General features: G+C 58.8%; 26 protein-coding genes. 11 read left to right on the top strand and 15 right to left on the bottom strand.

Features of this window, described 5'->3' with window-relative positions:
- The first annotated feature begins 87 nt into the window (after window positions 1–87).
- Window positions 88–408 carry a hypothetical protein gene (locus E5K03_RS11235; RefSeq protein WP_138006938.1) on the top strand — a complete coding sequence of 107 codons (321 nt, stop codon included), beginning with the start codon at window positions 88–90 and terminating at the stop codon, window positions 406–408.
- A gap of 29 nt (window positions 409–437) precedes the next feature.
- On the opposite strand, the gene E5K03_RS11230 is transcribed toward E5K03_RS11235, so the two are convergent.
- Window positions 438–2252, bottom strand: a complete 1815-nt coding sequence (locus tag E5K03_RS11230; protein WP_138006937.1) for a S9 family peptidase — start codon at window positions 2250–2252, stop codon at window positions 438–440.
- 125 nt (window positions 2253–2377) lie between these two features.
- Here E5K03_RS11230 and E5K03_RS11225 point away from each other — a divergent pair, with 125 nt between their 5' ends.
- Both E5K03_RS11225 and E5K03_RS11220 read left to right on the top strand, forming a co-directional pair.
- On the top strand, window positions 2378–3052 hold the full coding sequence (locus tag E5K03_RS11225; protein ID WP_138006936.1) for an NAD-dependent epimerase/dehydratase family protein: 675 nt from the start codon (window positions 2378–2380) through the stop codon (window positions 3050–3052).
- 33 nt (window positions 3053–3085) lie between these two features.
- The gene (locus E5K03_RS11220) at window positions 3086–4489 is read left to right on the top strand and encodes an MATE family efflux transporter (protein WP_138006981.1); all 1404 of its coding nucleotides are present in this window, start codon (window positions 3086–3088) and stop codon (window positions 4487–4489) included.
- A 37-nt stretch (window positions 4490–4526) separates the two neighbouring features.
- Here the strand turns inward: E5K03_RS11220 and E5K03_RS11215 are convergent, their stop codons facing one another.
- The 9 genes from E5K03_RS11215 to E5K03_RS11175 all read right to left on the bottom strand — a co-directional run bounded on the left by E5K03_RS11215 (window position 4527) and on the right by E5K03_RS11175 (window position 10635).
- Window positions 4527–4772, bottom strand: coding sequence for a hypothetical protein (locus E5K03_RS11215; protein WP_138006935.1), 246 nt, complete (start codon window positions 4770–4772; stop codon window positions 4527–4529).
- The gene (locus E5K03_RS11210) at window positions 4769–5887 is read right to left on the bottom strand and encodes a PASTA domain-containing protein (RefSeq protein WP_138006934.1); all 1119 of its coding nucleotides are present in this window, start codon (window positions 5885–5887) and stop codon (window positions 4769–4771) included. Before E5K03_RS11210 ends, E5K03_RS11215 begins: the two co-directional genes overlap by 4 nt.
- Entirely contained in the window at window positions 5887–6261 is a 375-nt protein-coding gene (locus E5K03_RS11205) for a hypothetical protein (RefSeq protein WP_138006933.1), read from the bottom strand. The genes E5K03_RS11210 and E5K03_RS11205 overlap by 1 nt, the downstream gene beginning before the upstream one ends.
- 9 nt (window positions 6262–6270) lie before the next feature.
- A complete protein-coding gene (locus E5K03_RS11200; protein WP_137197130.1) occupies window positions 6271–6924 on the bottom strand; it encodes a hypothetical protein in 654 nt (217 codons plus the stop codon).
- Window positions 6925–7093: 169 nt separating this feature from the next.
- Entirely contained in the window at window positions 7094–7855 is a 762-nt protein-coding gene (locus E5K03_RS11195; RefSeq protein ID WP_137197131.1) for a cytochrome bc complex cytochrome b subunit, read from the bottom strand.
- A 6-nt stretch (window positions 7856–7861) separates the two neighbouring features.
- Entirely contained in the window at window positions 7862–8656 is a 795-nt protein-coding gene (locus E5K03_RS11190; protein WP_138006932.1) for a cytochrome b, read from the bottom strand.
- Between the two features lie 7 nt (window positions 8657–8663).
- Complete coding sequence (locus E5K03_RS11185; protein WP_138006931.1) at window positions 8664–9053, bottom strand: DUF7318 family protein; 390 nt, start codon at window positions 9051–9053, stop codon at window positions 8664–8666.
- Window positions 9053–9694, bottom strand: coding sequence for a halocyanin domain-containing protein (locus E5K03_RS11180; protein WP_138006930.1), 642 nt, complete (start codon window positions 9692–9694; stop codon window positions 9053–9055). The genes E5K03_RS11185 and E5K03_RS11180 overlap by 1 nt, the downstream gene beginning before the upstream one ends.
- A gap of 74 nt (window positions 9695–9768) precedes the next feature.
- On the bottom strand, window positions 9769–10635 hold the full coding sequence (locus E5K03_RS11175; protein ID WP_138006929.1) for a DUF7319 domain-containing protein: 867 nt from the start codon (window positions 10633–10635) through the stop codon (window positions 9769–9771).
- A 105-nt stretch (window positions 10636–10740) separates the two neighbouring features.
- On the opposite strand from E5K03_RS11175, the gene E5K03_RS11170 reads away from it, so the two are divergent.
- Entirely contained in the window at window positions 10741–11229 is a 489-nt protein-coding gene (locus tag E5K03_RS11170; protein WP_138006928.1) for a DUF7321 family protein, read from the top strand.
- Window positions 11230–11273: 44 nt separating this feature from the next.
- On the opposite strand, the gene nth is transcribed toward E5K03_RS11170, so the two are convergent.
- Complete coding sequence (nth, locus tag E5K03_RS11165) at window positions 11274–11957, bottom strand: endonuclease III (protein ID WP_138006927.1); 684 nt, start codon at window positions 11955–11957, stop codon at window positions 11274–11276.
- Window positions 11958–12068: 111 nt separating this feature from the next.
- On the opposite strand from nth, the gene E5K03_RS17720 reads away from it, so the two are divergent.
- Window positions 12069–12200, top strand: coding sequence for a hypothetical protein (locus E5K03_RS17720; RefSeq protein ID WP_265338728.1), 132 nt, complete (start codon window positions 12069–12071; stop codon window positions 12198–12200).
- A gap of 66 nt (window positions 12201–12266) precedes the next feature.
- Here the strand turns inward: E5K03_RS17720 and pan1 are convergent, their stop codons facing one another.
- Window positions 12267–13481, bottom strand: a complete 1215-nt coding sequence (gene pan1 / locus E5K03_RS11160) for a proteasome-activating nucleotidase Pan1 (protein ID WP_138006926.1) — start codon at window positions 13479–13481, stop codon at window positions 12267–12269.
- Between the two features lie 138 nt (window positions 13482–13619).
- On the opposite strand from pan1, the gene E5K03_RS11155 reads away from it, so the two are divergent.
- From E5K03_RS11155 to rad50, 4 genes are all read left to right on the top strand, one after another.
- Window positions 13620–13880 (top strand): MarR family transcriptional regulator, encoded by a 261-nt coding sequence (locus E5K03_RS11155; protein ID WP_138006925.1) that lies wholly within the window; start codon window positions 13620–13622, stop codon window positions 13878–13880.
- A gap of 124 nt (window positions 13881–14004) precedes the next feature.
- A complete protein-coding gene (locus E5K03_RS11150; protein ID WP_138006924.1) occupies window positions 14005–14244 on the top strand; it encodes a hypothetical protein in 240 nt (79 codons plus the stop codon).
- Window positions 14245–14354: 110 nt separating this feature from the next.
- Window positions 14355–15731: a DNA double-strand break repair protein Mre11 gene (mre11, locus tag E5K03_RS11145; RefSeq protein WP_138006923.1), complete on the top strand. Its 1377-nt coding sequence runs from the start codon at window positions 14355–14357 to the stop codon at window positions 15729–15731.
- Window positions 15728–18409 carry a DNA double-strand break repair ATPase Rad50 gene (gene rad50, locus E5K03_RS11140; RefSeq protein ID WP_138006922.1) on the top strand — a complete coding sequence of 894 codons (2682 nt, stop codon included), beginning with the start codon at window positions 15728–15730 and terminating at the stop codon, window positions 18407–18409. The genes mre11 and rad50 overlap by 4 nt, the downstream gene beginning before the upstream one ends.
- 6 nt (window positions 18410–18415) lie before the next feature.
- Here the strand turns inward: rad50 and E5K03_RS11135 are convergent, their stop codons facing one another.
- From E5K03_RS11135 to E5K03_RS11125, 3 genes are all read right to left on the bottom strand, one after another.
- Entirely contained in the window at window positions 18416–18898 is a 483-nt protein-coding gene (locus E5K03_RS11135) for a DUF7346 family protein (RefSeq protein WP_138006921.1), read from the bottom strand.
- 25 nt (window positions 18899–18923) lie between these two features.
- A complete protein-coding gene (locus E5K03_RS11130) occupies window positions 18924–19325 on the bottom strand; it encodes a DUF7322 domain-containing protein (protein WP_138006920.1) in 402 nt (133 codons plus the stop codon).
- Window positions 19326–19439: 114 nt separating this feature from the next.
- A complete protein-coding gene (locus E5K03_RS11125) occupies window positions 19440–19619 on the bottom strand; it encodes a DUF7331 family protein (protein WP_138006919.1) in 180 nt (59 codons plus the stop codon).
- 271 nt (window positions 19620–19890) lie between these two features.
- On the opposite strand from E5K03_RS11125, the gene E5K03_RS11120 reads away from it, so the two are divergent.
- Window positions 19891–25029, top strand: coding sequence for a DNA polymerase domain-containing protein (locus E5K03_RS11120; RefSeq protein WP_138006918.1), 5139 nt, complete (start codon window positions 19891–19893; stop codon window positions 25027–25029).
- A gap of 197 nt (window positions 25030–25226) precedes the next feature.
- Window positions 25227–26147 (top strand): ABC transporter ATP-binding protein, encoded by a 921-nt coding sequence (locus E5K03_RS11115; RefSeq protein ID WP_138006917.1) that lies wholly within the window; start codon window positions 25227–25229, stop codon window positions 26145–26147.
- Window positions 26148–26303 lie beyond the last annotated feature (156 nt).

Raw genomic sequence — 26303 nt, 5'->3', positions numbered from 1 at the left:
GCTACATTAATTTCATCGACAGAGAAAATAATTAACATCATCATCCACGCCCATCGCCTTTTTGTTCACGTTGGGCGTACCAGTAGTATGCTCAGATTCCTTGTCGGTGTGATCGGTTTGTTCGAACTCTGCTATCCCCGTCGTGCAGTGTCGATCTGGACACGGATTGCCTACGAAAACGGCGAGGACGCAGAGCCGCGAAGCTGGCTGTTGACTGCGGCAAAAGTCGAAGGCACACTGTTGGTGTTACTCGTGGTCGCGTGGCCATTGGTCGGTGCTGTGAGCGACCGGTCAGCGGATACTGCTGCAGAGACTGACGAAGAAGACCTGTCGATTGACACCGCTGACGACGAAAACCCGGAAAACAGCACCGCTGACGACGAAGACACCGAGATCGATATTATCTAACTCACCGAATAGCACCACCAACAGTCGGTTTATTGAACGTGACGGTCGAGAAACCCCGCTACCTGTTCGAACTCTTCGATCAGGTTCGATCGATCGGTCGTGTGGTGGCCTTCATCTTCGAAAATAAGCGTCTCGACAGGCACGTCTCGCGATCGCAGCGCCTCGGCGATCTGTTCAGTTTCTCCTACGGGAACGCGTGGGTCGTTCGCGCCGTGTTGGATGAACAACGGACAGTCGATCGCAGCAACGTCGTGAATCGGACTAATCTCCTGTAAAACATCGCGATCAGTATCCAGAGAGCCGTATTCAGCTTCGCGGTGGCTCCGTCGCCACTCCCCGGTGTTTTCGAGGAAGGTCTCGAAGTCTGCGATCCCAACGAACTCGACGGCCGCGCGCCACAGGTCCGGATAGCGGGAGATCGCCGAAAGTACCATGAACCCGCCGTAGGAGCGTCCGTAGGCGACGATCCGATCGGAATCGACAGCTGGCTGTTCGGCGAGCCACTCGACGGCGGCACGGATGTCGCGGACCGAGTCCAGCCGCCTGTCGACGTCGTCGAGGCGCGTGTACGCCGTGCCGTATCCCGAGGAGCCGCGAACGTTCGGTTCGAAGATCGCATACCCCTGCTGGAGGAAGTACTGCCCGATCGGGTAGAACCACGGCCGGCGCTGGTGATGGGGGCCGCCGTGGATGTCGACGATCACCGGCGTCTCTCCCGTAGATGCGTCGGCTGGCAGCGTCCAGTACGCCGAGATGTCTCGCCCGTCGAACGTCTCATAGCGGATCGTCTCGGGCGATCGAAACCGCTCCTCGGGGATGCCAAGCGTTCCAACAGGGACGTACGGTTTCGGTCGTTCACTCTCCCCGTCGTCGGCGTCTGTAGGTCCAACCGCAATGTTGTGTGGCGTCGATCGCGACGAATGAGCGATCGCGTAGCGCTCGCCACCGTTCGATACTGTGACCGATTCGATCACAGCCTCCTCGAGTGCTGGCTCGGCGGTGACAGCAACTGTGGTCCCGTCTCCCGAGAGCCGCCCGAGGTGCAGCGTGCTGTAGCCGTCGACATTGCGCGTGTACGCGATCGTTCCCGTACTGCGATCGAGATCGAATCCATCGACGTTCCAATCTCCGCCGTCGACGACCGTCGCGACCTGGCCGGTGTCGGGATCCATCCGCGCGAGTACGAGCGTGTCGCTCGGCTCGTCAGTGAGACAGTAGATCGCGCCGTTCGGCCCGAACATCGCTGACTCGTACCGTGTGGTATCGTCGCGGTTCAGTTTCGTCTGTGTCCCGTCAGCAATCGAGATCACAAAGACATCCTGTGCGTTGCTCGATCGCGCCTTCGTGGCGAGCAGTCGATTGCCATCGGGACTCCATCCCTCGATCGAGAGAAAGCCGCCGTCACCCTCGCGGACAAGCGTCGCCGAATCGGGGTCGCCCAAGCGCTCCTGTACGTACACGTCGAACGTCTGGGGATCGCGTCGATTGGCAGTGAAGGCGATGCGATCGCCGTCTGGCGACCACCCACCCCACAGGTGGATCGACGAGAGGTCGTCTGTGAGTGTGTGCTGCTCACCCGTGTCGAGATTGTAGCGGAATAGCTGGTCGCGTTCGTCGCTACCGGCGTCCATCCCGAAGACAAACTCCTCACTGGTCGGTGAAGCTACCACGGTCGAGAACCGCTCGGACTCGGCGGTGAGCCGTTGGGGGTCGCTCGCAGCGTCAGCACGGTACCAGGCCTGCGGCGTCCCCGTCGTGTCGCGGAGGTACACCAACCCACCATTGGGGGTGAACGAGGGGGTTGTAGCGGCGTCGATGCTCAAAAACCGGCTGACCGGGAACATGCGAGATGTCCCGCGGCGATCGACTAAAGCGTTCGTCACCCAGCAATCGCAGCAGACACTCTGATTACAGCGGCCCTCCGAGCCGCAACCATAACGACAAGGTAACCGCGGCCCATATTCAGCGTATGACTCAGCTCCTCGTCGTTGGCGGCAGCGGCTTTCTCGGTCGTTCGATCTGCCGGCACGCCGTCGCGGACGGCCACACCGTCCGAAGTGTCTCGAAAAGTGGCCGACCCGATTCGTCCCACGCAGACCTCCGACCCGGAACCGAATCCTGGATCGATGCAGTCGAGTGGACCAGCGCCGACCTGTTTAGTCCGCACACCTGGCGCGATCGCCTCCGTGGCTGTGATCTCGTCATCCACTCAGTCGGGACCGCTCACGAAGCCCCGACCGAAGGCGTCACGTTCGAGCGAATAAACGGCGATTCGACGATTCTCACAGCGCTTGAGGCCGAACGGGCCGGTGTCGAGTCCTTTGCATTCCTTTCGTCAGCGGCGAACTACCCGACAGCCCGACGAGCATATCTGCGATCGAAGCGTCGCGCGGAACGAGCGATTTCGGATCTCAATCTCGAGCTGACGGTGCTTCGTCCTGGACCAGTGTACGGCCCCGGACAGCCGCATTTCCCTGGCGCGGTCAACACGCTTTTTGAATGGATCGATCGGGTCCCAATGCTCTCCGAGCGGCTTGGCGACGCCCAGCCACTGCCGGTCGACCACGTCGCACGGGTGACACTCGACGCGGCGCTAGAGGACGATCGTCGCCTCCTGACGACCGAAGACATCGCGCGGGCGTGATCGGCGGTGGCTGACGCACGCAAGCGCGTCGACATGACGACCGGCGCGATCACACCACGGCTGTTCACGCTTGCGTATCCGCTCGTCCTCGGCAACTTGCTGCAGACGTTTTACAACCTCGCGGATATGTTCTGGGTCGGCCGCGTGAATGATACCGCGGTCGCGGCCGTCTCGCTCATGTTTCCGCTGTCGTGGATGTTCGTCTCGACCGCGATGGGGATCACCGCGGCGACAATTGCGCTCGTCTCCCAGCACGTCGGCGCGGGCAACGATCGGCGGGCAGACCACGTCGTGGCCCAGACGACGCTGCTCGCGCTCGCGGTCTCTGTTGTACTCGCGGCTGTCGGCTTCGCGGTTCGTCACGACCTGTTGACGCTCATGGGCGCACGAGATCAAGTGTTCGTCGAGGCACTTGCGTACATCGAGGTCGTATTTTTCACCATTCCGCTGACGTTCCTGTTTTTCGCGTTCCGATCGTCGCTACAAGGAGCGGGCGATACGAAAACGGCAATGTGGCTCATGATCGTCTCCGCCGGCTTCAACGTGGTTTTCGATCCGTTTCTTATCCTCGGGTGGGGGCCGTTCCCCGAACTCGGGACCCAAGGTGCGGCGGTTGCAACGTTGGTGGCACGGTTCATCGCCGCTGCCGGCGGGATATACGTCCTCTTACGCGGCGGCTTCGGCGTCCAACTCCGCGTTCGTGACCTCCGGCCACACCCCGAAATTTTGAAAAAACTCGTCGGGATCGGCTACCCGGCTACGATCGACGGGTGGGCGCGATCGTTCGCCGCGGTCGCGATGGCCTCGCTCGTCGCGCGGTTCAGCGTCGCGGCGATCGCTGCCTACGGCATTGGCGTCCGGATGATGTCGGTCTCGTGGTCCGTCGCGGGTGCGGTCGGACAGGCGACGGCGACCGGCGTGGGACAAAACCTCGGCGCAGAGACGCCCGATCGGGCCGTCGAGGTGACGTGGAAGGCGACCGCCGGAACAATGGGTGTATTGTTCGCCGCGGCAGCGATTGTCGTCGCGTTTCCCGCCGCCGCAATGGGGATTTTCATCAGCGAACAGGCTGTGATCGACGAGGGCATTCGGTTCCTGCGAATCATCGCCCCGTCGTGGGCCTTCTTTGGCGGAGTGATGGTGATCCAGGGGGCATTCCGCGGCGCTGGTGTGACAAAAGTCGCAATGGTCCTGTCGTTCCTCTCGCGGTGGATTTTCCGGATCCCGCTGGCGGTTGTCCTCGCGTTCGCGTGGGTCGTGACGATTCCTGGGACGACGACATCGATCGCCGCCCTTGACATGGGCGTCCGCGGACTGTGGATCGCCTACGCGACCGCCGCGGTGCTCTCGTTCGCCGTCGCTGTAGGCTGGTTTACTCTCGGAACGTGGAAGGGCGGGGTTGTCGAAAAGCCGGCTGATCGAACGCCGGGAGATTGACGGCCCCGGTACAGCCGCGACCCGATCGGGCCAGCGATCACCGAGATTGACTGGTGACAGGAAGCTGTACCGCACCGACGTGGTTGACTCCGGGAGCCGCTCCGAGTTGATCGGCGACTGGTCGGTCTGCTCGAAACAGGATCGAACGGGCGTGGACGAGCGCGATCGATCCCCCGCCCGATTCGATCGTTCGAATCACCCGTTCGATCGCTTCCGGACAAGCCTCCGGCTCAAATTCCAGGACAAACGTCTCTCTGGTGGGAGCGCCTTCACGCTCGCTCATTTGGATTCCTCGGCCAGTTTTGTAGCGAGCTCTCGCCAGCGTTCGGCGCGGGTTTTCGAGACGCTTGCCACGTCGGCGATCGTCTCGATGTCGGCGCGTTGGATGTCACTCACCGTCTCGATCCCGACTGAGCCCAGTCGATCGGAGTACGTTGGACCAATGCCGGTGATCGCAGACACGGGCTGTGTTGTGGCTGTCGGCTGCGTCCGTTCGTCTGTCGGCTGCGTCCGTTCGTCTGTCGGCTGCGTCCGTTCGTCTGTCGGGCTGGTTCGGTCGGGCCGATCGGTGCGGTCTCGATCGATCGTTTCGCCTTTCTCGTCGTTAGTATCTACGCGCTTGGTGTGTTCGGCCTCCTCGCTGGTGTCTTCGCTCTTGGTATGTTCGGCCGTAGTACTGGCCTCGGAGTCTTCTCCACTGCCGGCGGCTTCGCTAACGACCAGATCGATCTCCGTGCCCGGTTGGGCAACGTCACCGGGGCGGGGGAACTGCTCGACCACACGGCCCGCCGGCTCACCCACAATAACCTCTCGATCGCCAACGGCGAACCCAGCCTCTGTGAGCAGTCGGGTAGCGCTCTCGATCGATCGCCCCTGAACATCCGGAATCCGTTGGTACATGAGTGCATCGTCGGAGTCACGCTTTTCGACACCGAAACGAATTGTGCTGAGATTGGCTGCCACAAACTCCTCAGTGGGCCCTGGGAGGCGGATGCGGGGTTCGTCGTCCTCGTAGGCGAGGTTCGCCTTCAGCTCGACACTGTAGTCCGTAATTTCGTATCCCTGCGCAGAAAGCGCCTCGCTTGCGGTCAGCCGCTCGGAAAACGCAGAGACAACGCGATCGGGATCGATTGCGGGGCGGTCCGCTTGCAGCTGGTCGAGGCGTTCGCGGAGCCGATCTCTGTCGCGTTCGAGCGCGGTGGCCCGGTATTGTAGCTCGCTGTGTTCGGCTTCTAACTCGATGATCCGATCGCGGAACTGTGTCTCAAGCCGCTCTTTGGTGTGAACGATACCAGCGAGTTCGCGCTCCTCGGTTCGGGAGAGTTTGTCGGTATTGATCGCTGGCAGCTCCGCGGTGATCGCCGTTTTCAGCCCGGAGGACCGATCACGCGAAGCCATTAGCGCTCTCCGCCGGGCGGTACAGGCGCGATCTGGACTCGAACCGTACTCGTCGCATTGATCGTCGTTTCGCGACTGCGGCGCGATCCAGGGGGTGAAGCAGCAATAATGGGTCGGTAGGCCCTGACCTCTCCAGCATCGTCGTACACCTCACGCCCGTGGAGCGACAGCTCAACGGAAAGGTCTGCCTCAGCAGCGGCAAACCGAAACCACGGCGCTTCGAGGCCAGCCGGAAGCGCACCCGCCTCGACAGCGGCACGGTATTCTCGTTCGATCGCCATCGATCGTTCATCAAGTGCGACCTGCCCCTCAGCCACGCCCACCGCGAGCGCTTCGATCACCTCGGGGATCGGCCGGGAAAGCCATCGATCCATTGGGACCGATCAGGCCTCCTGGTCAGGTTCGGCTCTGATCACGTTTGGCACCGCCCCACTCGGCGCAGGCTTCGGGACCAATCGCGTATTTAGTCGGCACGCAGCGTTAGCGCTCAGTCCGTACACCTGACTGTCGTACTCGGTGTGAGTCTTGACGGTAAGGCTCGTCTGTTGTCGCTTGTTGGTTTGGGATCGACTCCCACCAGCACGACCGCCGAGCGACAACGGGCCGATCGAGAGACTCACGCCCCCGCCACCGCCGAATTTTCGCTGCGACGTTTCGAGCTTCGTCTCGAGATCGCGGCTGAAATCCGAACTTCGGCTGCCGCTCTGTTCTCGGGTGTACCAGCGGACCCAAAACCGGAGATCGATCTCGGTTTCAGCGAACTCATAAAACGTCGGAGTGATGCCATACGCCAACAGTGAAAGCGGTGCATCGTTCGTCACCGTTTCGACGTTGGTCACGTTGCCGTCATCGTCGGTTTCCTCGATAAGACTCAAAATGACTGAGTCTGGATCAAGCTTCATATCCGCGAGTGTCTGGGCGGTCTGTGCAGAGTTAATGTCGAGGGCGGTCTGGCCGTCAGCGATCGCAAGCGCGGACTGTCTGACCAACTCGGCGAACGGTATCTCTTTGACGATCTCGTTGACTGGGTCTGCCATGGGTGTTCTCCAGTCTCAACTCTCTATGGGTTATTAAATGTTCTCTAGCATAGTCGTAGATATCCGTTTAGTGTCATATTGCCAAGTTACAACGGATTCAAACAGAAAATCGCGATAGTGCGATTCGAAAAGAAAGGCTACGACTTCAGTCGGTAGAGGAGTTACTCTGTTACTTTGGTGGCCTGAGCCGGTAGTACCGCCGGTTAAGGTCGTACATGTACCCCTCTCGCATGGTCTTGAGCACTGCGTACGTGATGATTCCTGACACGATCGGCAACACGAACGCGAGGTTGAGCTGCAGCGCAAGCGACAGCGGAATCAGGTTCTGAACCGCGATCGCGGCGATCGTGATCGAGAACACAAAGCCGCCGACACCGATCGCCGCCCAGAAGGGCTGTTCGACCGGACGCCGGGCGCTGCCTTTGTTCAGGAACGGCACAACGGCCACGGCGCTGACGACGACCACGTTTGCGAGCACGCCGTACAGCTGATCGGAGATGATCTTGTCGCCGCCGAGAATCTCCAATCCAGGGTTCAGGGGGTTGAGCTTGAGGAGTCCGAACGACCAGTAGAGATACCAGTCGGGTAGAATAACCTCTGGCGTCTTGCTGGGATTTGCCGGCGCACCGAGGTGCGGCGGCACCGTCGCGGCGATCAACAGAATGACGCCGCTAAAGAACATCGTAATCGCGAGGTTGCGGATGACCTCGTGAGGCCACGTCGGGAATCCGAGCACGTCGCGTTCGACGTAGTCAGATTCGGTTCGGAGGTCTTGATCCTCCCGACGGGCCCGCTCGAAGTACTCGTAGGTGAGCCGCGAGAGCCCGGTGCTTCGCGTCTTGCGTTCCATCCAGGATGGCGTCTCGTCGTCGGGTGCGACCGCGCCCGAGCCGCCGGATTGCACGTCAGGTTTGGTTTCTTCGTCACTCATGGTTGATCAGTGTGGCTCCGCGATGCCCTGCATCCAGACGATGCCGACGTGGAGCGCGATGAGCGCCGTCACCACGAACGGCAACACGAACACGTGCAGGATGTACATCCGAACGATTGTTGCTTCTCCGAGGGTAAACCCTCCGAAGACGAGCTGTGCACCCCATTCGCCGACGATCGGCACTGCAAGCGCCATCTCGACACCAATCTGGCCGGCCCAGAACGCGAGCTGGTTCCACGGCAGGAGGTAGCCGGTATACCCGAACACCAGCGTCAGGCTGATGAGCACGATGCCGAGGATCCAGTTGAGCTCACGCGGCTCTTTGTACGCACCGGTGAAATACACGCGGATCATGTGCAAGAACACTGCTGCGGTCATGAACTGTGCGGACCAGCGGTGCAAGCTCCGGAGGTAGAACCCGAAGTTGAGGTCCGTCGTAATCGCCACCACGGAGTTGTACGCCATGCTCGGATCGCCGGCTGTTGACGGCGTATAATAAAACCCGAGTAACGCGCCGGTCGCCGCCGCGATAATGTACGCGACGATCGAAAAGAACCCGAGTGAGTACAGCGGGTACCAGTACCAGAACTTGTTATCGAGGTTGTACTGTTCGGTGTGGCTCTTCGGCATCTGAAGGTTGACCCGATAGTACAACGTCTCCAGCACCTCGAGGTAGTCGACGATCCGGAGCCGCTGATCCAGATAGATAAGCGACATCAGGAACGTCGTCTCGATCGGAGTCAAATCCTTGCGCTTGAGCCACGCATTGTGATCGAATTCGTCTTTTTTTTCTAAACTCATCGGAAACTCACCGTTTGTAGTACGGGTAGATCGCCCGTTTGACTGTGTCCCACACGTCCTCTGTATCGACCTGCTTGCCGTCGGCGTCTCCTTCGCGGATGTAGAGATCTTCCCACTTGCGCCGGCGCTTTTTGACGATCATGACGTCTGGAAGGAACTCCTTGCGATACAGCGCAAGGATGAATCCGAGGTCCATGAAGATGATCGCCAACACCGCCCCGAGGAATCGATTACCGAACTCCGAAAGCCCCCAGCCGGACATAAATCCGTAGACCAATAAGAAGACAAAAACGACTTCGATTACGGTAAGGAGGACAATTGCGATCGCTGCGGCGGTGTTCTCTCTGGCGGGTTCGTATCGGTGAATATCACCGTAGGTACTGCCTGAAGACGACATTATTGCCCCCTCCCGGTGTTCGGCGACTCACCGTATTTGAGCACGAAAAATGTGAACACAAAACTCATTACGAGCCCGAGTAGGGTAATCACGCCGAGCCAGTGTTTCTGGAGCGGAACACCAACTTCACCGATTTCTTCTGGCCACGCACCACCGCCTTCTCCGCCGGCCTCAACTGTTTCGACCTCGCCGACTGCCACACCGCCGATCATTCCGAGACCCTCGTGGGGCACACAGACGTACTGCGTGATACCTTCGTGGTCTTCGGTCGCTTCGAACTCGTAGGTGTGGCCTTCTTCGTCGATCGCGTCGCCGCTGTCGAGGTCACCCTCCGCCGGCCCATCTTGAGCAACAACGTTGTGGCCACCGCCCTCTCCGGTCCACTCGAAAATAATCGTCGTTCCCGGATCGACCCAGACGCCGGTCGCGTCGAACGAGAGGCCATCGCTGCCTGCACCGACCTCCACAGTAACCTCGTCGGATCCGCGGGCGTCCTCGTAGGACCCAGTATTTGTATCGCCAAACCAACTACCCCAGTCGGGCTCTTCCTCCTGAGCGGCGGCCGTCCCGCTCGCGGCCGTGACGGCCGTTGCGGCGGCGGCTGACCCACCGGCTGTGCGCATAAAGTCCCGCCGTTTCATACAGCTACTGGTCAGGATGGGACGTGCTTAAACCCACCGACTACGGTCGATCGGAGACCATCGAGTACGGCGGTTCAGTCGCGTGAAATCGGCTCATTTCCTTCGGTGCTGTCTGGCTCTTGGGACGGCAACATCTCGGGACGCTCACCACCCTCAAGCTGTACCGCACGGAGCCGGTTTCGATACTGCTCAGAACGGAAGCGATCTGAGAGCCGTGCGTTCGCAACAGTCATGAACAAAAACAGCCCGATCGCGATGAATACACCTGCAAGCAACAGGACGACGAGGTTGCCTCGATCGATGAATCCTGGCAGGGCCCAAGCGACGATCGCGGCGAGTCCCGCGAGGATCTGTCCAGCAGCGATAATCTGCAACATGAGGTTGCCGAGTTCGCCGCTCTGTTCTGTGACCTCCTCAGGACTTGGGAGCTCGTAGCGCTCGGGTGGCTCCTGTGGGGTGTACTCCTCCATTGAACAGAGTGCAACCGTCGGCTTCACGTCGCGCAGGACGGTTCCTCGGCCCTCAACGCTGCCGTCAGGGTAAACCGTGGCGTATCCCTCGTCGGAGTACGCGAGGAGCCGCGGGCCCTCCTCGTCGCTGAGTCGCTCCAGTACGGCAAACACTTCACGGGTAGCGATGCGGGATTTGAGGTCCTGTTCGACCCGATCCAGCAGTTCAATCCCGGTAATCCAGGTGTCAGGGTCGAACGCCACGTCCCACTCCTCAGCGGTCATCTTGGCCATGTCAGCCGGCCTGAAGTCGTCAAAGTCGTACTTTTCATCGACCTCCCGGCGGAGCGCTTCGAGATCGTCGGCGGGGGATGGCTCGGACTCGTCGTCTGTGGGTCCATCTTCGCGGTCAGTCGGCGGCGATCGTGTTTCACCGTCACCGTCGGCGGCTGTGGACGCATCGTCAGTCCGGTCGTCCGAGGCCTCGCTCATAACTGTACTCTTCGCACTGCGTACTCGTTAGCGTGACGATTGTCGTGCGTCGAATCTCCAGCAGATTCGGATCATTTAGGACTGCGCCAACCCTACCATCGCGTAATGGTAAGCGACGCGGCGATCGCGACGATCGTGGGGATCCTCGTGACGTGCAGCCTTCCGTTCTATCTCAAGGGCGCGTGGATTATGATCGACGCCGAAACCGTCACGTGGGGGGTGCTCACGCATCACCTCAAGTATATTTTTGTCGGGCTCACGCTGACGACAGTGCCGATGGTCACGTGGATGATCCCGCGGCTCTTCGTGCAACTCAATGGGATCAGCGCACTTCACGCGGTATTAGGGCTGCAGGCGTACGCAATGTTGTTGTTTGGTCTAACCGGAATCGTGCGGGTCTTTCAGGCCAAGCGCGAGGCCGATATGTACCACGATCCCGATCCGGACGTGGATATCGACGAGCTCCACGAAAAGATGAGCCACTGGCGCAAGCGGATCCGGGTCGGCGTGTTCGGCTACGTAATCTTTTGGCTCCTCGCGTGGACCACGGGCGTCGTGCGCTACGGCATTCGGTATCTCACACAGTACTTCTGAGAGGCGAGCACGACGCGGTCAGGCGTGCCAGTCTCACCACGATTTCACCATGGATCGCCGCTGGCCAGGTCGACCTCGTTGTCGTCCTTCGAGGACGGACAGATATCTTCGAGCACACAGTCACCGCAGTCAGGGCTGATCGCCGTACACGTCTCGCGGCCGTGGCTGATCATCAGGTGAGTGAAGTCTTTCCAGTCCTCCTCAGGAACGATCGACATCAGATCGGCCTCGATCGGGCCCGGATACTCCTCGGTGGTGAGTCCGAGCCGCCGAGTGATTCGTTGAACGTGTGTGTCAACGACGATTCCTTCGACAATCTCATGGCCGTGCTGGAGCACAACGTTCGCCGTCTTGCGGCCAACACCAGCAAGGTCGGTCAGTTCGTCCATCGTGTCGGGGACCTCGCCGTCGTGTATCTCGACGATGTCTGTGCAGGCCGATCGGATGTACTTCGCTTTGTTATTGAAGTACGTAATAGACGAGATTGCCTCCGCCAACTCGTCTTGGTCTGCGTTCGCGAACTCCTCCGCAGAGGTGTACGTCTCGAAGAGATCCGCAGTAACGCTGTTGACCCGCTCGTCAGTACACTGTGCAGAAAGCATGACCGCAATGAGCAACTCAAGACGGGTGGAGAAGTTCAGTGAGATCGTGGTATCCGGATACGCGTCGTAGAGTCGATCAATAACTTCGAGCGTCTGGTCTTCGCGGGGCGAAAGCGGCGTTCCCATACCGCGTACTTTGCCCACGGAAGATTGAATGGTTCGATCCCCGAACAGACTTCCGGCCGGTAGACAACAGTCGGGGCAAAGGCTATGACGATCGCTGCACGTCAGTAGTACATGAATATCTCGGAATTCGATCACGGCTCGTGGTACGCGATCGGGAGTGTTGCAGTCGGCTACACGCTGCTTTTAGCGATTATTTTCGTCGCGCTGTTTATGATTCCGTACGCCGTGTTCCTCGCGCTGTAGCGATCAGAGGATGTGTAGCGATCGGTATAAAACAGCCAACTGCTCAATTGGGATTTCTCCCGCAGATCAGGCGAACGCCAACGAGTCGCCCGTGTCCTCGTCTTCGATATTGACCTTCTCCCACGCGTCGATGAAGTCACCCATGTAGATCTCGGTCCGGTCGTCGCGGATCGCGAACATCCCCGCCTCCGTACAGATCGCCTTGATATCCGCCCCAGAGGCGTCGTGGACGAGTTCGGCGAGTTCGACGAAGTCGACATCTTCGGCGACATTCATGTTCCGGGTGTGGATCTGGAAGATGAGCTCGCGGCCCTCGGCGTCAGGCTTTGGCACCTCGATGAGCCGATCGAACCGGCCGGGCCGGAGGATCGCCTCGTCGAGCATATCGAAGCGGTTAGTCGCGGCGATGATCCGAACCTCGCCGCGATCCTCGAATCCGTCCATCTCCGAAAGGAGTTGCATCATCGTCCGCTGGACCTCGGCGTCTCCAGAAGTCTTCGAGTCAGTCCGCTTCGAGGCGATCGCGTCGATCTCGTCGATGAACAACACGGCCGGCTCGTTCTCGCGGGCGACCTCGAAGAGGTCACGGACGAGCTTTGCGCCTTCGCCGATGAACTTGTGGACGAGTTCGGAGCCGGCCATCTTGATGAACGAGGCGTCGGTCTGGTTCGCGACGGCCTTTGCGAGCATCGTCTTACCGGTTCCCGGCGGCCCGTACAGCAGAACACCTGACGGGGGCTTGATCCCGACCTGCTCGAACATCTCGGGGTGCTTCAGCGGCATCTCGACAGTCTCTCTGACCTCTGTCATCTGCTCGTCGAGCCCGCCGATGTCGTTGTACGTCACGTCCGGAGAGTGATCGACCTGCATCACGCGAGCGCGGACATCGGTTTCGTTGTCGAGGCGCTTGACGATCGAGAGCGAGTTGTTGACCGCGACGCGAGCGTCGGGCTCGAGTTCCTCGCGCATCTCGTCTGTGACTTCCGTCAGCGCTTCCTGGTTGTTGCCGTGCTGTTTGATGACGACGCCGTCGCCAGTCATCTCTTGGACCGTTGCGACAAAAAGCGGCGACTGCTTGAGCTTTTTGTTCTCGTGGGTCAACCGCTCGAGCTTCTGTTGGTACTTGTTGTTCTCCGCATTTGCGTCAAGCAGCTTGTCGCGCATTTCCTCGTTTTGGGACTCAAGGACTGACAGCCGCTCCTGGAGGGCGTCGATTTGTTCTTGTTGGGACATCGTCTCCTCATCGTACGGGAGATCGACTTCGTCCACCGTGTCTGTCATTGCGTTTTATACGGCGGAGAGAAATAAGAGGTTTCGGGTCACCGCCTTATTTCGGGATACTCGAAAATGGAATGACCGATAGTAATCAAATGCTATAGCAACTATTATTACACAGCATCGCACTAGTATGGATACGAAATGAGTGCCACCAAGACCGTACCAGCCGAGGAATCGAGCGATCGCTGGGAATCAGTTCGTGAGTTGCCACCGAGTGCAAAGCTCGTCGCAAAGGTATTGGACTACAACGACACGCTAACCCAGAGTCAGTTGGCCGAAGAAACCCTTCTTCCGGCACGGACAGTTCGGTACGCGCTGACCCGTCTCGAAGAGGAGAACGTCGTCGACTCGCGATTCTCGTTTTCTGACGCGCGAAAGCGGCTCTACACGCTCGCGATTTAGTACGTCTGCTCACGTACACTTCGTCAGGATCACTCCGCTCTGGTCGGCCCTCCGTCCACTCAAGACTGGTTGCATAGTGTCCGCCACGGCGGCACTTTACACCTGATTGAGACCCAAACAGCGTATGCGATTGATCGAACTCGTTCTCAACGCGTTCCGAACAAAAACGGCAATCGCCGCTGCGCCGTACGAAACCATCATCCGCGAAGCGGATCGTCTCGCTGAAGAAACCGAAGATGCCCCGAGCGAGGCGTTTCTCGATCGGCTCGCGCAGGCGATCGACACCGCGGATGCAGCGGGCAAAGACAGCCTCGCAGAACACGGCCAGGGCTTGTTCGATGAACTTCGATCGCGATCGCGCTAATCGTGCAAGTACGCTCTTGGGATCGGCCGGCGAGACGGTCGATCAGCCGCGTTTCACTTCCGCCGCACTCGCGGAACGCCTATGAGTCCCGACGGACAAAGCGGAGATAGATGACACGGGTGATTCACACCGGCGACACCCACATTGGGTATCGGCAGTACCACTCGCCGGAGCGACGACAGGACTTCCTCGACGCCTTCGAAGCGGTGATCGACGATGCAATCGACGACGGCGTCGACGCGGTGATTCACGCGGGCGATTTGTTTCACGATCGTCGCCCAGAACTGCACGACCTGCTGGGGACCCTGTCGATCCTTCGACGGCTCGACGACGCGGGAATCCCGTTTCTCGCAGTAGTCGGTAACCACGAATCGACCCGCAGCGGGCAGTGGCTCGATCTCTTCGAGCGGCTGGGACTTGCGACCCGTCTGGGGGCCGAACCGATCGAACTTGGGGAGGTTGCGTTCTACGGCCTCGATCACGTCCCCGAATCGCGCCGCGACGAACTTACTTACCAGTTCGATCCGAGCGGCGCGGCACACGACGTACTCGTGAGCCATGGCCTGTTCACGCCGTTTGCACACGCCAACTGGAACACTGAACACGTCCTGGAGGCTTCGACCGTGCCGTTCGACGCGGTCCTGCTCGGAGACAACCACGCACCCGGCGTCGAGACGGTCGACGACACGTGGGTAACGTACTGTGGATCGACCGAGCGCGCGAGCGCGAGCGAACGCGATCCTCGAGGGTACAACCTCATTGAGTTCGGCGATCGGATCGACATCCGTCGCCGGTCGATCGACACTCGGCCGTTCGTCTTCATTGACGTCGAGCTTGGCGAATGCGAGGGGCCGGCGGTCGTCCGCGAACGGCTCCGACAACACGACGCCACCGACGCGGTGGTCATCGTCAAACTCACCGGTGAGGGAGAGCCAGTCACCCCTGCTGAAATTGAGGCGGAGGCGATCGATCGCGGCGCCCTGGTCGCGCGCGTGAGCGATGACAGAAACAAGGGGGCAAACGCAGCCGCCGACCTCGGCGTCGAGTTCGCTGATCCCGATGCGGCGGTCGACGAAGCGATCGCAGACATGGGGCTGTCGACCGCTGGCGAGGCGATCGACGAACTTGTCCGGACAGAAACGATCGCGGATACAAACATCCGTGAGCGGACGAAACAGCACGTGAGTGAACTGCTCGAGGAGGGCTTCGAAGCGTTCGAACCGGTCGTGGGCGACGACCAAGAGCCCCAACCCAAAACCGACGATCAAGAATCTCAATCAGAGAATAACGATCGGGAGTCCAAACCGAATGCCGAACCAGAATCAACGACAACGGACAGCTCAGGCGCAGAAACCGGAGTAAAGAGTCCGACTGGAGAGACGGAGGCATCGGCAGAATCGACTTCAGAAGAGCCGGAGCAAGGTGGGGACAGGGAAACGCCGAAACAAAACGTCGACGGCCAGGCGTCAATGGGTGAATATCTATGAGAGTGACACGCCTGTTCGTCGAGCACTTCAAACCCTACGGAGAGGGGACGATCAAACTTCGCGACGGCGTGACCGTGATCCACGGCGTCAACGGCAGCGGGAAGTCTTCGCTTCTGGAAGCGGTGTTTTTCGCCCTCTACGGCTCGAAGGCCCTCGACGGGACGCTCAACGACGTGATGACGAACGGCGCGGACGAGTCGACTATCGAACTCGGCTTCGTCCACAACGGCGACGAGTACGAGATCCGACGCGAGTTGAAACGATCGGGCGATCGCGTTTCCACCCGAACGTGCGTACTCGAAGGGCCAGACGTGTCGATCGACGGCGCGCGTGACGTGCGGGAGTTTGTGACGGAACTGTTGCGCATGGACGCAGAAGCGTTCGTCAACTGCGCATACGTCCAACAGGGAGAGGTAAACAAGCTGATCAATGCGACGCCGGCACAGCGCCAGCGAATGATCGACGACCTCCTCCAGCTTGGTGTCCTCGAAATGTACCGAAACCGCGCTGGACAGGCACGACTCGGCGTTGAGGACGTGCGCTTGAATGCCGAAGGGGCGCTCGAAGCGGTCGAAGAACAGATCGAATCAAAAGAAAACGACGATCCGTATAGCCGGCTCAACGCGATCGAATCGAAGATCAACGACGTTGACAAACGGATCGAACACTACGAAACACAGCGCAGCGAGGCCGAATCGACCAGAGACGAGGCCGACACGACGCTGTCGGCGTACGAAGAACAGCGCGAGCGGCTCGAATCGATCGAAGAATCGATCGCTGAAATTGAATCCGATATCGCCGAGACCGCTGCCGAGCGTGAGACACTCCAAGAGAAGATCGTCGAGGCGCGCGAACAAATCGGCGAGATAGACGACCAGATCGACGAAATCTGTGCATCGCTCGACATCGAAGCGACCGATCCAGCGTCGATTAATAACTACCGGACAGATTTAGAGGACAAAAAAGCCGAGTGCGAATCCGATCGCGAGGAGGCAACGGTTGAGAAAACAGCGTTCGAAAATCAGGCTAACGCGCTCGAAGAGAAGGCCGAACGACTGCGCAAGGAGGCCCAGCGTCAGGAAACCGAAGCGGAACAGCTCGAATCGCAAGCCCAAGCGCTCGCCGAACAGATCCAAGAGCGTGAGGCAAAACGCACTGGGCTCATCGACGAACAAGAGACGCTTCGTGAGCGCTTCGACGAAACGCCAGTGGCATACGGCGAGGCGTCGACGTATCTCGAAACCCAGCAGTCGACTCGCCAGGAGCTTGTAACCGAACGAGCGGAGCTGAATGCGTCGATCGATGCGCTCCGATCGGATATCGAGGAAGCAGAGGCACTGCGGGAGGCAGGCAAGTGTCCCGAGTGTGGTCAGCCGGTCGAGGAGTCGCCGCACGTCGACAGGATCGAGGAAGACAGAGCAGAGCTCGAAAACAAACTCGAAGCGCGCGAATCGCTTGAAGAACAGATCACCACAACCGAAGAGACGATCGAAACCGCAGAAACGCTCGTCGAGGCCGAATCGCGGATCGACGAGATCGACAGGACAGTCGAACTGCTCGACGAACGGCTTGAGGAGATGCGCGAGACCCAACGTGACAACCAAGACGAGGCGGCTACGAAGCGCGAAACGGTCGAAGAGCGCCGATCGGAGGCCGAATCGATCGCTGCGGACGCAACACAAAAACGCGAGGACGCTGCCGCGGCCGACGAACGAATCGAGGCGATCGGCGATCGGCTCGATAATATCGATGCCGAGCTCGATCGAATCGATCGGGTTGAGTCTCTTCGCGACGATCGAGCCGCGATCGAAGAGCAAAGAGAGTGGCTCCACGAGAAACGTGAAGCGCTCAAGTCCAGAAACGACGAGCGCCGCGAGTGGCTCACAGCGCGCCGCACCGAACGCGACGAATTGAAAGATTCGGTCGACGATGCGGCAATCGAGGTGGCCCGCGAGCGAAAGCAGAAAGCAGTGGACTATATCAAACAGGTGACCGCTGAGCTGGAGTCGCTGGCCGAGCGCCGTGACGATCTGACAGATACCCGTGGCGCAATCAGAGCCGACATCGAGCAGCTCGAATCACTCAGGGATCGCCAGGAGGCACTGTCGGCCCGCCTCGACGCACTCAATTCACTCACTGAGGAGACGACGGCGATCGAGTCGCTGTACGGCGAGTTACGAGCGAGCCTTCGACAGCAGAACGTCGACACACTCGAACGGATGCTCAACGAGATATTCGAGCTCGTCTACGCTAATGACGCCTACTCGCACATCGAACTCGACGGCGACTACGAGCTATCGGTGTTTCAAAAGGACGGCGATCGCCTCGATCCCGAGCAGCTTTCGGGCGGCGAACGCGCGCTTTTCAACCTCAGTCTCCGCTGTGCCATCTACCGGCTGCTCGCGGAGGGGATCGACGGCGCGGCTCCGACGCCCCCACTGATTCTCGACGAGCCGACCGTCTTCTTGGATACGGGTCACGTCTCGCGGCTGGTGGATCTGGTTGCCGAAATGCGCGGGTTCGGGGTCAGCCAGATCCTCATCGTGAGCCACGATGACGAGCTGATCGCTGCAGCGGACGATCTGGTCACCGTCGAGAAGGATCCCACGACGAACCGATCGACGGTACGCCGAGAGCCCGCACCCGCGCTGTCGGCGCTGCAGTCCGCAGACGACTGATTCTCGTTACTCCTCGGCTGTCGTGCCGGCCGATCGATCCGTCGTCGATTCGCCCCGATCTGATTCGATCGATCGAAGCGTGTTGACACCGTCGACCGCAAGCGGGGTAGCTTCGTAGCCGCGGGTGCCGGCGACGTGGGTCTCATCAACGAGTCCCGCCGCCCGGAACTCCGAGAGTAACCCGAGGAGATCGCTCTCGCAGAGGTCAGAGACGGCAACGAGATCGACAGCAGCGATCGGTCCGCGGTCAACCACGGTGACGAGGAGGCCGATCGAGCGGTCGTTGTGTGTCGCCGAAAGAATTCGACGAACCGGGGCCGGAATCGCCAACGCGGCCGTCGTGAGCGCCGATTCATCCGAAACGAGTTCGAGTTCCGATCGTGGGCGATACAGCTCCGTGCCGGATTTGGGGTCGTATAGGAGGGCAGACTCACTGGACTCTTTTCGGAGGAGGTACGTCTTGCCGTCTGCGTCGCGGACCGTTCGCATGGACAACTCTCTGAGCGGCAGGAAGTTAGCCGTTTTGTGGTGGTCCCCGATCGGATTTGGCGGCCACGTACGCGTTGTGGGCGCGGTACTGTCGATAGGTCTGTGCGATCGCGAAAAGTCCGATGACGAGCAGTATTCCGCCGAGGTTGAGGTCGCCTCGGAAGATCATAAACATCGCACCGAGACTCGTCGACAGCAAGCCGACGTTTGCGAAGATCACCGCGACGACGAATCGCTTCGTGATGGCAGGGTCGGTGTTCTTAATCGCCTGTTCGAGCTGCTTGGACTCCGCTTCGATGTCGGTAGTGAATTCCCCGTCGCCCGTGGATCCGAGAAGCGGAATTCCGCCCAGCTCCTCGCCATCGGATGCATACCGATTGACGTAGTCGGCGACCCGATCAGATGGTCCCTTTCCGTCGTTGCTCATTGCACATTGTCAGAGAGCTAGCCGCAAAAACGTTGGTTTGTGCGCGGCGATCGTTGAAAGAGGATTGATCTGCACAGACCGTAGTGGGGACCAGGCGGGCCTGTGTAGTCGGAATCAGGCGTAGTCCTTGAGCCGAACGACGCTCGAGGATTCGAGCCATGCGAGGGGATTCTGTGCGTCATAGAATACCACGCCGTTCTCAACGTCGTACGTCTCGACGGTTGTCTCGCCCGCCGGTAGGGCGGGAACTCCGTCGGCACGATCCAACTCGTTGTCGTTGGCGCGGTTTGTCATACCAACACATGGTATATCATAACAGGCTATATGTCTTTTGTTCAGTACAACGTTTTGCCGGACCCAAACGATCGAACAGGATCAACTATCGTAGCGTTTGCAATTATTTTTTCACTTCGATTCAGAAACTACCGGCTCACGCACTCTCAGACTGCATTTCGAGGTGGTTGTTGCAAAGCGTTGCAAACATTACTATAGTGACAATCGAACGAGATTGATTGACGACCATCGAATGGCCGTCCTTTTTATCGAGCAGGGCGGTACGTGTGGTATGACGCAGTCGGATCTCGGTCAGTTCGGTTCTGCGAGTGATCCGGAGTCGGCAGCCGATGTCGCCGAAGCCGCGACGGTCGCTGGAAACGGAGAAGGCCACGTGAGCGACGTGGTCAACGTCGAAGACGCCCGCTTTCCCGACGCGACGGGATACGTGGAACTGGCGATCACGCAAGTCGACTACACGATCGAAGGATCGGGTCGAAGCGAATATCCAGTGATCCACGTCTTTGGGCGGACGGCCGAGGGCACGGCCGAACACGTCCGTGTGCTCGGCTTCGAGCCGTATTTTTACACGCCGACAGAGACCCTCGACACTGACCCCGTCGAGGAATACGATGTCATTCTTGACGCCCGTGACACCGACGAAAACGGCGATCGGTTCGAGAGTATCCGCGGCGAGGCACTCACCAAGATCATCGCGCGAACACCACGAGATGTCGGACAGATACGCGACGATTTTGAGCACTACGAAGCCGACATACTCTTTCCAAATCGGTTTTTGATCGACAAGGGCCTCGGCGGTGGTATTCGAGTCCCAGCACGTCGCCTCGAAGATGATGGGCCGATTCAGATTCCCCACGAGGAGGCCGAACCGGCCGAGGTTGACGCCGATATTCGGGTCAACATGTTCGATATCGAGGTCGACGATCGAAACGGCTTCCCCGAGGACGGTGAGGAGCCGATCGTCTGTCTCACGAGTCACGACTCTCTCGACGACACCTACATCGGCTGGCTGTACGAAGCACCCGTGGGCGACGGACGCTCACCCGACGACCTGTCGGAGTACGAGCCGCTTCGCGAAGACACTGACATCGAGATTCGATCGTTCGACAGCGAGGAAGCAATGCTCGAGGGATTCCTTGAGTACATTGAGCAGACCGACCCTGATCTCCTGTCCGGGTGGAATTTTGAGGACTTCGACGCGCCGTACCTGCTCGATCGGATGGAGCTGTTGAATCCGAGAACCGACGTGGATCTCTCGATCGAGCGACTCTCCCGCGTTGATGAGGTCTGGCGATCGGGATGGGGCGGTCCCGACATCAAAGGGCGGGTCGTCTTCGATCTGCTGTACGCGTACAAACGGACCCAGTTCACCGAGTTGGAGTCCTACCGACTCGATGCAGTCGGCGAGTTAGAACTCGACGTCGGCAAGGAGCGGTACTCCGGAGACATCGGCGATTTGTGGGAGAACGACCCGACCCGGCTGCTCGAGTACAATGTTCGGGACGTCGAGTTGTGTGTCGAGATCGATCGCAAGCAGGCGATCATCCCCTTCTGGGACGAGGTGCGAAAGTTCGTCGGCTGTAAGCTCGAAGACGCGCCGACGCCGGGGGACGCAGTCGACGTGTACGTCCTGCACAAAGCCCACGGGAAGTTTGCCCTGCCGACGAAGGGCCAACAAGAAACTGAAGACTTCGAGGGTGGGGCGGTCTTCGATCCGATCACCGGCGTTCGCGAGAACGTTACGGTACTAGATTTAAAGAGCCTCTACCCAATGTGCATGGTAACAATTAACGCGGGCCCGGAGACGAAGGTCGAGGAGGATTTTGATGGCGAGACCTATCGTGCACCGAATGGGACCCGGTTCCGCAAAGAGCCTGACGGGATCATGCGTGAGATGGTCGACGAACTCTTGACAGAACGCGAAGAGAAAAAATCACTGCGGAACGAGTACGATCCTGGATCGGAGCCGTACGTCCAGTACGACAGACAGCAGGGCGCGGTGAAGGTCATCATGAACTGCTTCACCCCGGACACGGACGTCCTGACGCCGGAGGGTGTCCGATCGATCACCGAACTGGACGTCGGAGACCACGTGTACTCGCTCGATCCGGACACGATGACGATGCAAGTCAAGCCCGTAACCGAGACCCACTCGTATCCGGAGTATCGCGGTGACCTCGTCGACCTCGATACGGATGGGGTCGACTTCCGTGTGACGCCGAATCATCGGATGCTCGTACGGGACCTCGACGAGGACGCGAGCACCGGGAAAGGGTGGGAATTTATCGAGGCAGGCGACCTCGATGCGGACGGACACTACGAACTGCCGCAGGGGTGGGCGTACGACGAGCCGATCGATTCCGCGGAGACACTCGATCTCCGCGAACTGGCCGAAGACACGACAGGGATCGCCCGAATTGAAACAGATGGATCGGGAGCCGTTGCAGCGCCGACTGGACCACAGACCGGCAAAGAGCGCGTCGATCGCGTCAATCACAGCGATCGCGTCAATCACGTCGATCGAGCGGCGTTCGTCAAATTGCTCGGTTGGTATATTACCGGCGGGGAACTGACTCCTACAGAGACCGACCCATACCAGATCACAATTTCGGTGGACGATCGATCGAACCTGGACGCCGTGGAGGCAGTCGTGGACGAACTCGTCTCGAACTATCATCGAGACGATGGAGCGGTTCACTTTTCGAGTGAGCGCCTGTATCGCGTGCTCGAACGCTGTTGCGGGAGCAGTGAGAAGAAGACGATTCCAGACGTCGTGTTCGAGAGTTCGAAAGACGTTCGACGCGCGTTCCTTGACGTGTTGGTTGCTGGTGGTGGGCAGTACGAAGACGGCGGGCGATCGTTCACGTACACGACCGAGAGTCAGGACCTTCGCGACGACGTGTTGCGGCTGTGTCTCACGTTGGGCCACACCGGACAGTACACACGGGAAGAGGGGGTATGGCACGTTCGATCGGATCAGGCGCAGAAACCCACCGTCCGGATGGATCGGGATAGCTCGATCGCAACTGCGACAGATGGCGTCTACTGCGTAACGGTCGCTGACAACCACACGCTGCTTGCGGGGCGAAACGGGACGTTCCAGTTCGTCGGCCAGTCGCTGTACGGCGTGACCGGGTGGGATCGGTTCCGTCTGTACGACAAAGAGGGCGCAGCAGCGGTCACCGCAACCGGGAGAGAGGTTATCAATTTCACAGAGACGGCCGCGAATGAGTTGGACTACGATGTCGCATACGGCGACAGTGTCACCGGCGATCGGCCCGTAGTTGTTCGAGATCCAGACGGGATGATGCAGGTCAAGCCAATCCGAGAGTTGTTTGCGATGGCGACCGCCGAGCCCGCTGAGAGTGATCTGGTCGTTACTGCAGACGGTGGCGTCGTCAGCGAAACACAGCGCGGAAAAAATCGTCGATCGCTTCCAGGGTGGGAAGCACTATCGCTGGCGGATAATGGGACTCCGGAGTGGCAGCCCATTTCGCAGGTAATCAGACATCAAACCGATACGCCAGTCGTTCGTCTCCAACACAAGTTTGGAGAGTCAGAAACGACCACTGATCACTCCTATATTGTCGAGGAGGATGGACGCTACGTCGAATCATCGCCGGGAGACGTGACAGAGCCGCTGCGAATTCCGGACGTACCAGCGGTCGAGACGATCGAGACGATCGACGTGTATGAGGTACTCTCTGGGTATACGAGAGCATACGCTGATGGACGAAGCGTTGGAACAGCGAATGCAGAAACGAAAGTAAACCGAGTCCATGCAGATGATGATCGTGTCTGGTTCGGACATGCTCATCACGGTGCTCTCGATACCAAAGTTACCGTCCAGCGGTATATTGATCTCAACTCCGAGGATGGCAAAGCACTGGTTCGGCTGTTAGCGGCATACGTGACAGAAGGAAGTGCCTCGACGATCGAAACAACTGATACAAAGTTTGGCGTGAGTATTTCCGAAAGCCGCCGGTCATGGCTGCAGCAACTGCAATCGGATTACCAGCGACTCTTCGAAGGCGCAAAAACGAGCATTATTTCGTCTGATTCGAAGACAAAACGGACTGTCGAATGGAACGACGGTGAAGCCTCGACGACATACAACGATGAGACGTTAAAACTACAGATGATGAACGAGCTCTCGGCAGTATTCTTCCGAGAGTTTGCTGGGCAAACCTCACGAGGAAAGCGTGTCCCGAATTGTGTGTACCATTTGCCGGAAGAGCTGCAGGCGTTGTTCATCACAACAGCCGTTGAGGGGGACGGATCACGGAAGTTCCCTCGATATAGTGATGAATACTGTGAACGAAACTTCGATTTCGAGACGACAAGCCGTGAACTCGCAGCGGGGCTCTCAATGTTACTCACACAACGGGGGCAGAAACATTCACTTAAATACCGGAGTGAGAAGAAAAGCTACACAATCAGAACATGTGACTTCTATCGATCTGGGCGCGATCCAGTTGTAGAACAGATTGAGCATGATGGATATGTGTACGATCTGAGCGTCGAGACAAACCAGAATTTTGTCGATGGAGTTGGTGGGATCGTCCTCCATAACACTGATTCCGTTATGTTAGAGCTTGGCCGTGATGTGGAAAAATCCAAGGCGATCGACCAGTCGTTCGACATTGAGGAGTATATAAACGGACGATATGACGACTTCGCGCACGAAGAGTTGAATGCAGAAGTCCACCGATTCCAGATCGAGTTCGAGAAGCTCTATCGGCGCTTTTTCCAGGCAGGGCGCAAGAAGCGCTACGCGGGCCACATCATCTGGAAGGAGGGCAAAGACGTCGACGACATCGACATCACCGGCTTCGAGTACAAACGATCGGACATCGCCCAGATCACAAAAGAGGTCCAACTGAACGTGATCGAGACGATCGTCACAGGCGAGGATATTGAAGCAGATCTCGAGGAAGTAAAGACGTATCTCAACGAGATCATCACCGGCTTTTTAAACGGCGAGCGATCGCTGGAGGAGATCGGCATTCCAGGCGGCATCGGCAAGCGGCTGTCGAACTACGATACCGACACCGCCCAGGTGCGCGGTGCGAAGTACGCAAACCACATGCTTGGGACGAATTTTGATCGCGGCTCGAAGCCGAAACGGCTGTACCTGAAAAAGGTCCATCCGGATTTCTGGCAGCGGATGGAAAACGAGCGTGGGCTCAATCCACAGACAGACCTGCTGTACGGCGAGTTCAAGCGGAATCCGGACGTAATCTGTTTCGAGTACGCCGACCAGGTTCCAGCGGAGTTCGAAATCGACTGGGAGAAGATGCTCGAAAAGACGCTGAAAGGGCCGATTGAGCGCGTCATCGAGGCGCTCGGGATGTCGTGGGACGAGGTCAAAAGCGGCCAAGAGCAGACGGGTCTTGGCAGCTTCATGTAGCTGCAACGGTTGTTTCTTTGATCGGTTCCCGGAAATCAAGTGAATATTATTCGGTGGAGAAATAATATACTTGAAAAAGAAGATAAGCTGTTTTGAATTTCGCAAACAAACTTTTCTAAGAGAGAACTACAGCGGGTAAATGCGTAACCATTATGCATCCAAACCCCTATCGTTCAGTTACGAGGGACAACATTACAATGGCAACACTCGAAATCAAAAACCTTCACGCTGAAGTGGCTGAAGAGGACGGCGAAACGATTCTTCGCGGCGTCGATCTTACGGTTAAATCCGGCGAGATCCACGCGCTTATGGGACCGAACGGCTCCGGCAAATCGACAACAGCAAAGATCATCGCCGGCCATCCAGCCTATCGCGTCACCGACGGGGAAATACTGCTGCATCTCGATGAAGAAGACGTTGCCGACATCGACGAAGAGCTAGACGAAGACGATTACACCTGGAATCTCCTCGAACTTGAACCGAACGAGCGAGCAGCACTGGGCATCTTCCTTGGCTTCCAGTACCCAGCAGAGATCGAAGGCGTAACCATGACGAACTTCCTCCGCCAGGCGCTGAACGCGAAGGCCGACGAGCGCGAGGAGCTCTTCGAAGACGAGGACGAAGAGGCCGCCGAGGCCGAAGAAGAGGATACTGGCTATGATACCTCCCCGATGGAAGGTCCGGCCGACGACGGCGAAATTGGCGTTGCGGAGTTCCAACAGTTGCTCAAAGAGAAGATGGAGCTGCTCGACATGGACGAGAAGTTCGCTCGCCGCTACCTCAACGCCGGCTTCTCCGGCGGTGAGAAGAAACAAAACGAGGTCCTGCAGGCTGCAATTCTCGAGCCGGCGGTCGCCGTACTCGACGAGATCGACTCGGGGCTCGACATCGATCGCCTCCAGGACGTCTCGAAGGGGATCAACGCACTGCGCGACGAGCAGGGTACGGGTATCCTGCAGATCACCCACTACCAGCGAATCCTCGACTACGTCGAACCCGACCACGTCCACGTCATGCTCGACGGCAAAGTCGTCAAGAGCGGCGACGCCTCGCTGGCCGAGGAGCTCGAAGACAAAGGATATGACTGGATCCGCGAGGAAGTATACCAGGCTGCGTAACCAATTACAATTACGCACAGGCATATACGTTAGCAAACGAAACTACACATCATGAGTTCAGAAGACCACCTCAAACAGACAGATACCGAAGCTCGCTTCGAGTTCAAGAAAGAACAGAAGTCCGCGTTCCAGGCCGAAAAAGGCCTCACCGAAGAG

This window comes from Halalkalirubrum salinum, assembly GCF_005543295.1.
Lineage (GTDB): Archaea > Halobacteriota > Halobacteria > Halobacteriales > Haloferacaceae > Halalkalirubrum > Halalkalirubrum salinum.
The sequence above is the reverse complement of the archived record's forward strand: the minus strand, read 5'-3'. Positions and strand labels throughout refer to the sequence as shown.

What these genes read in the sequence shown, in the direction of transcription:
- E5K03_RS11235 (WP_138006938.1), top strand. Translation starts at nt 88, where the DNA reads ATGCTCAGATTCCTTGTCGGTGTGATCGGTTTGTTCGAACTCTGCTAT.
- E5K03_RS11230 (WP_138006937.1), bottom strand. Translation starts at nt 2,252, where the DNA reads ATGTTCCCGGTCAGCCGGTTTTTGAGCATCGACGCCGCTACAACCCCC.
- E5K03_RS11225 (WP_138006936.1), top strand. Translation starts at nt 2,378, where the DNA reads ATGACTCAGCTCCTCGTCGTTGGCGGCAGCGGCTTTCTCGGTCGTTCG.
- E5K03_RS11220 (WP_138006981.1), top strand. Translation starts at nt 3,086, where the DNA reads ATGACGACCGGCGCGATCACACCACGGCTGTTCACGCTTGCGTATCCG.
- E5K03_RS11215 (WP_138006935.1), bottom strand. Translation starts at nt 4,772, where the DNA reads ATGAGCGAGCGTGAAGGCGCTCCCACCAGAGAGACGTTTGTCCTGGAA.
- E5K03_RS11210 (WP_138006934.1), bottom strand. Translation starts at nt 5,887, where the DNA reads ATGGCTTCGCGTGATCGGTCCTCCGGGCTGAAAACGGCGATCACCGCG.
- E5K03_RS11205 (WP_138006933.1), bottom strand. Translation starts at nt 6,261, where the DNA reads ATGGATCGATGGCTTTCCCGGCCGATCCCCGAGGTGATCGAAGCGCTC.
- E5K03_RS11200 (WP_137197130.1), bottom strand. Translation starts at nt 6,924, where the DNA reads ATGGCAGACCCAGTCAACGAGATCGTCAAAGAGATACCGTTCGCCGAG.
- E5K03_RS11195 (WP_137197131.1), bottom strand. Translation starts at nt 7,855, where the DNA reads ATGAGTGACGAAGAAACCAAACCTGACGTGCAATCCGGCGGCTCGGGC.
- E5K03_RS11190 (WP_138006932.1), bottom strand. Translation starts at nt 8,656, where the DNA reads ATGAGTTTAGAAAAAAAAGACGAATTCGATCACAATGCGTGGCTCAAG.
- E5K03_RS11185 (WP_138006931.1), bottom strand. Translation starts at nt 9,053, where the DNA reads ATGTCGTCTTCAGGCAGTACCTACGGTGATATTCACCGATACGAACCC.
- E5K03_RS11180 (WP_138006930.1), bottom strand. Translation starts at nt 9,694, where the DNA reads ATGAAACGGCGGGACTTTATGCGCACAGCCGGTGGGTCAGCCGCCGCC.
- E5K03_RS11175 (WP_138006929.1), bottom strand. Translation starts at nt 10,635, where the DNA reads ATGAGCGAGGCCTCGGACGACCGGACTGACGATGCGTCCACAGCCGCC.
- E5K03_RS11170 (WP_138006928.1), top strand. Translation starts at nt 10,741, where the DNA reads ATGGTAAGCGACGCGGCGATCGCGACGATCGTGGGGATCCTCGTGACG.
- nth (WP_138006927.1), bottom strand. Translation starts at nt 11,957, where the DNA reads ATGGGAACGCCGCTTTCGCCCCGCGAAGACCAGACGCTCGAAGTTATT.
- E5K03_RS17720 (WP_265338728.1), top strand. Translation starts at nt 12,069, where the DNA reads ATGAATATCTCGGAATTCGATCACGGCTCGTGGTACGCGATCGGGAGT.
- pan1 (WP_138006926.1), bottom strand. Translation starts at nt 13,481, where the DNA reads ATGACAGACACGGTGGACGAAGTCGATCTCCCGTACGATGAGGAGACG.
- E5K03_RS11155 (WP_138006925.1), top strand. Translation starts at nt 13,620, where the DNA reads ATGAGTGCCACCAAGACCGTACCAGCCGAGGAATCGAGCGATCGCTGG.
- E5K03_RS11150 (WP_138006924.1), top strand. Translation starts at nt 14,005, where the DNA reads ATGCGATTGATCGAACTCGTTCTCAACGCGTTCCGAACAAAAACGGCA.
- mre11 (WP_138006923.1), top strand. Translation starts at nt 14,355, where the DNA reads ATGACACGGGTGATTCACACCGGCGACACCCACATTGGGTATCGGCAG.
- rad50 (WP_138006922.1), top strand. Translation starts at nt 15,728, where the DNA reads ATGAGAGTGACACGCCTGTTCGTCGAGCACTTCAAACCCTACGGAGAG.
- E5K03_RS11135 (WP_138006921.1), bottom strand. Translation starts at nt 18,898, where the DNA reads ATGCGAACGGTCCGCGACGCAGACGGCAAGACGTACCTCCTCCGAAAA.
- E5K03_RS11130 (WP_138006920.1), bottom strand. Translation starts at nt 19,325, where the DNA reads ATGAGCAACGACGGAAAGGGACCATCTGATCGGGTCGCCGACTACGTC.
- E5K03_RS11125 (WP_138006919.1), bottom strand. Translation starts at nt 19,619, where the DNA reads ATGACAAACCGCGCCAACGACAACGAGTTGGATCGTGCCGACGGAGTT.
- E5K03_RS11120 (WP_138006918.1), top strand. Translation starts at nt 19,891, where the DNA reads ATGACGCAGTCGGATCTCGGTCAGTTCGGTTCTGCGAGTGATCCGGAG.
- E5K03_RS11115 (WP_138006917.1), top strand. Translation starts at nt 25,227, where the DNA reads ATGGCAACACTCGAAATCAAAAACCTTCACGCTGAAGTGGCTGAAGAG.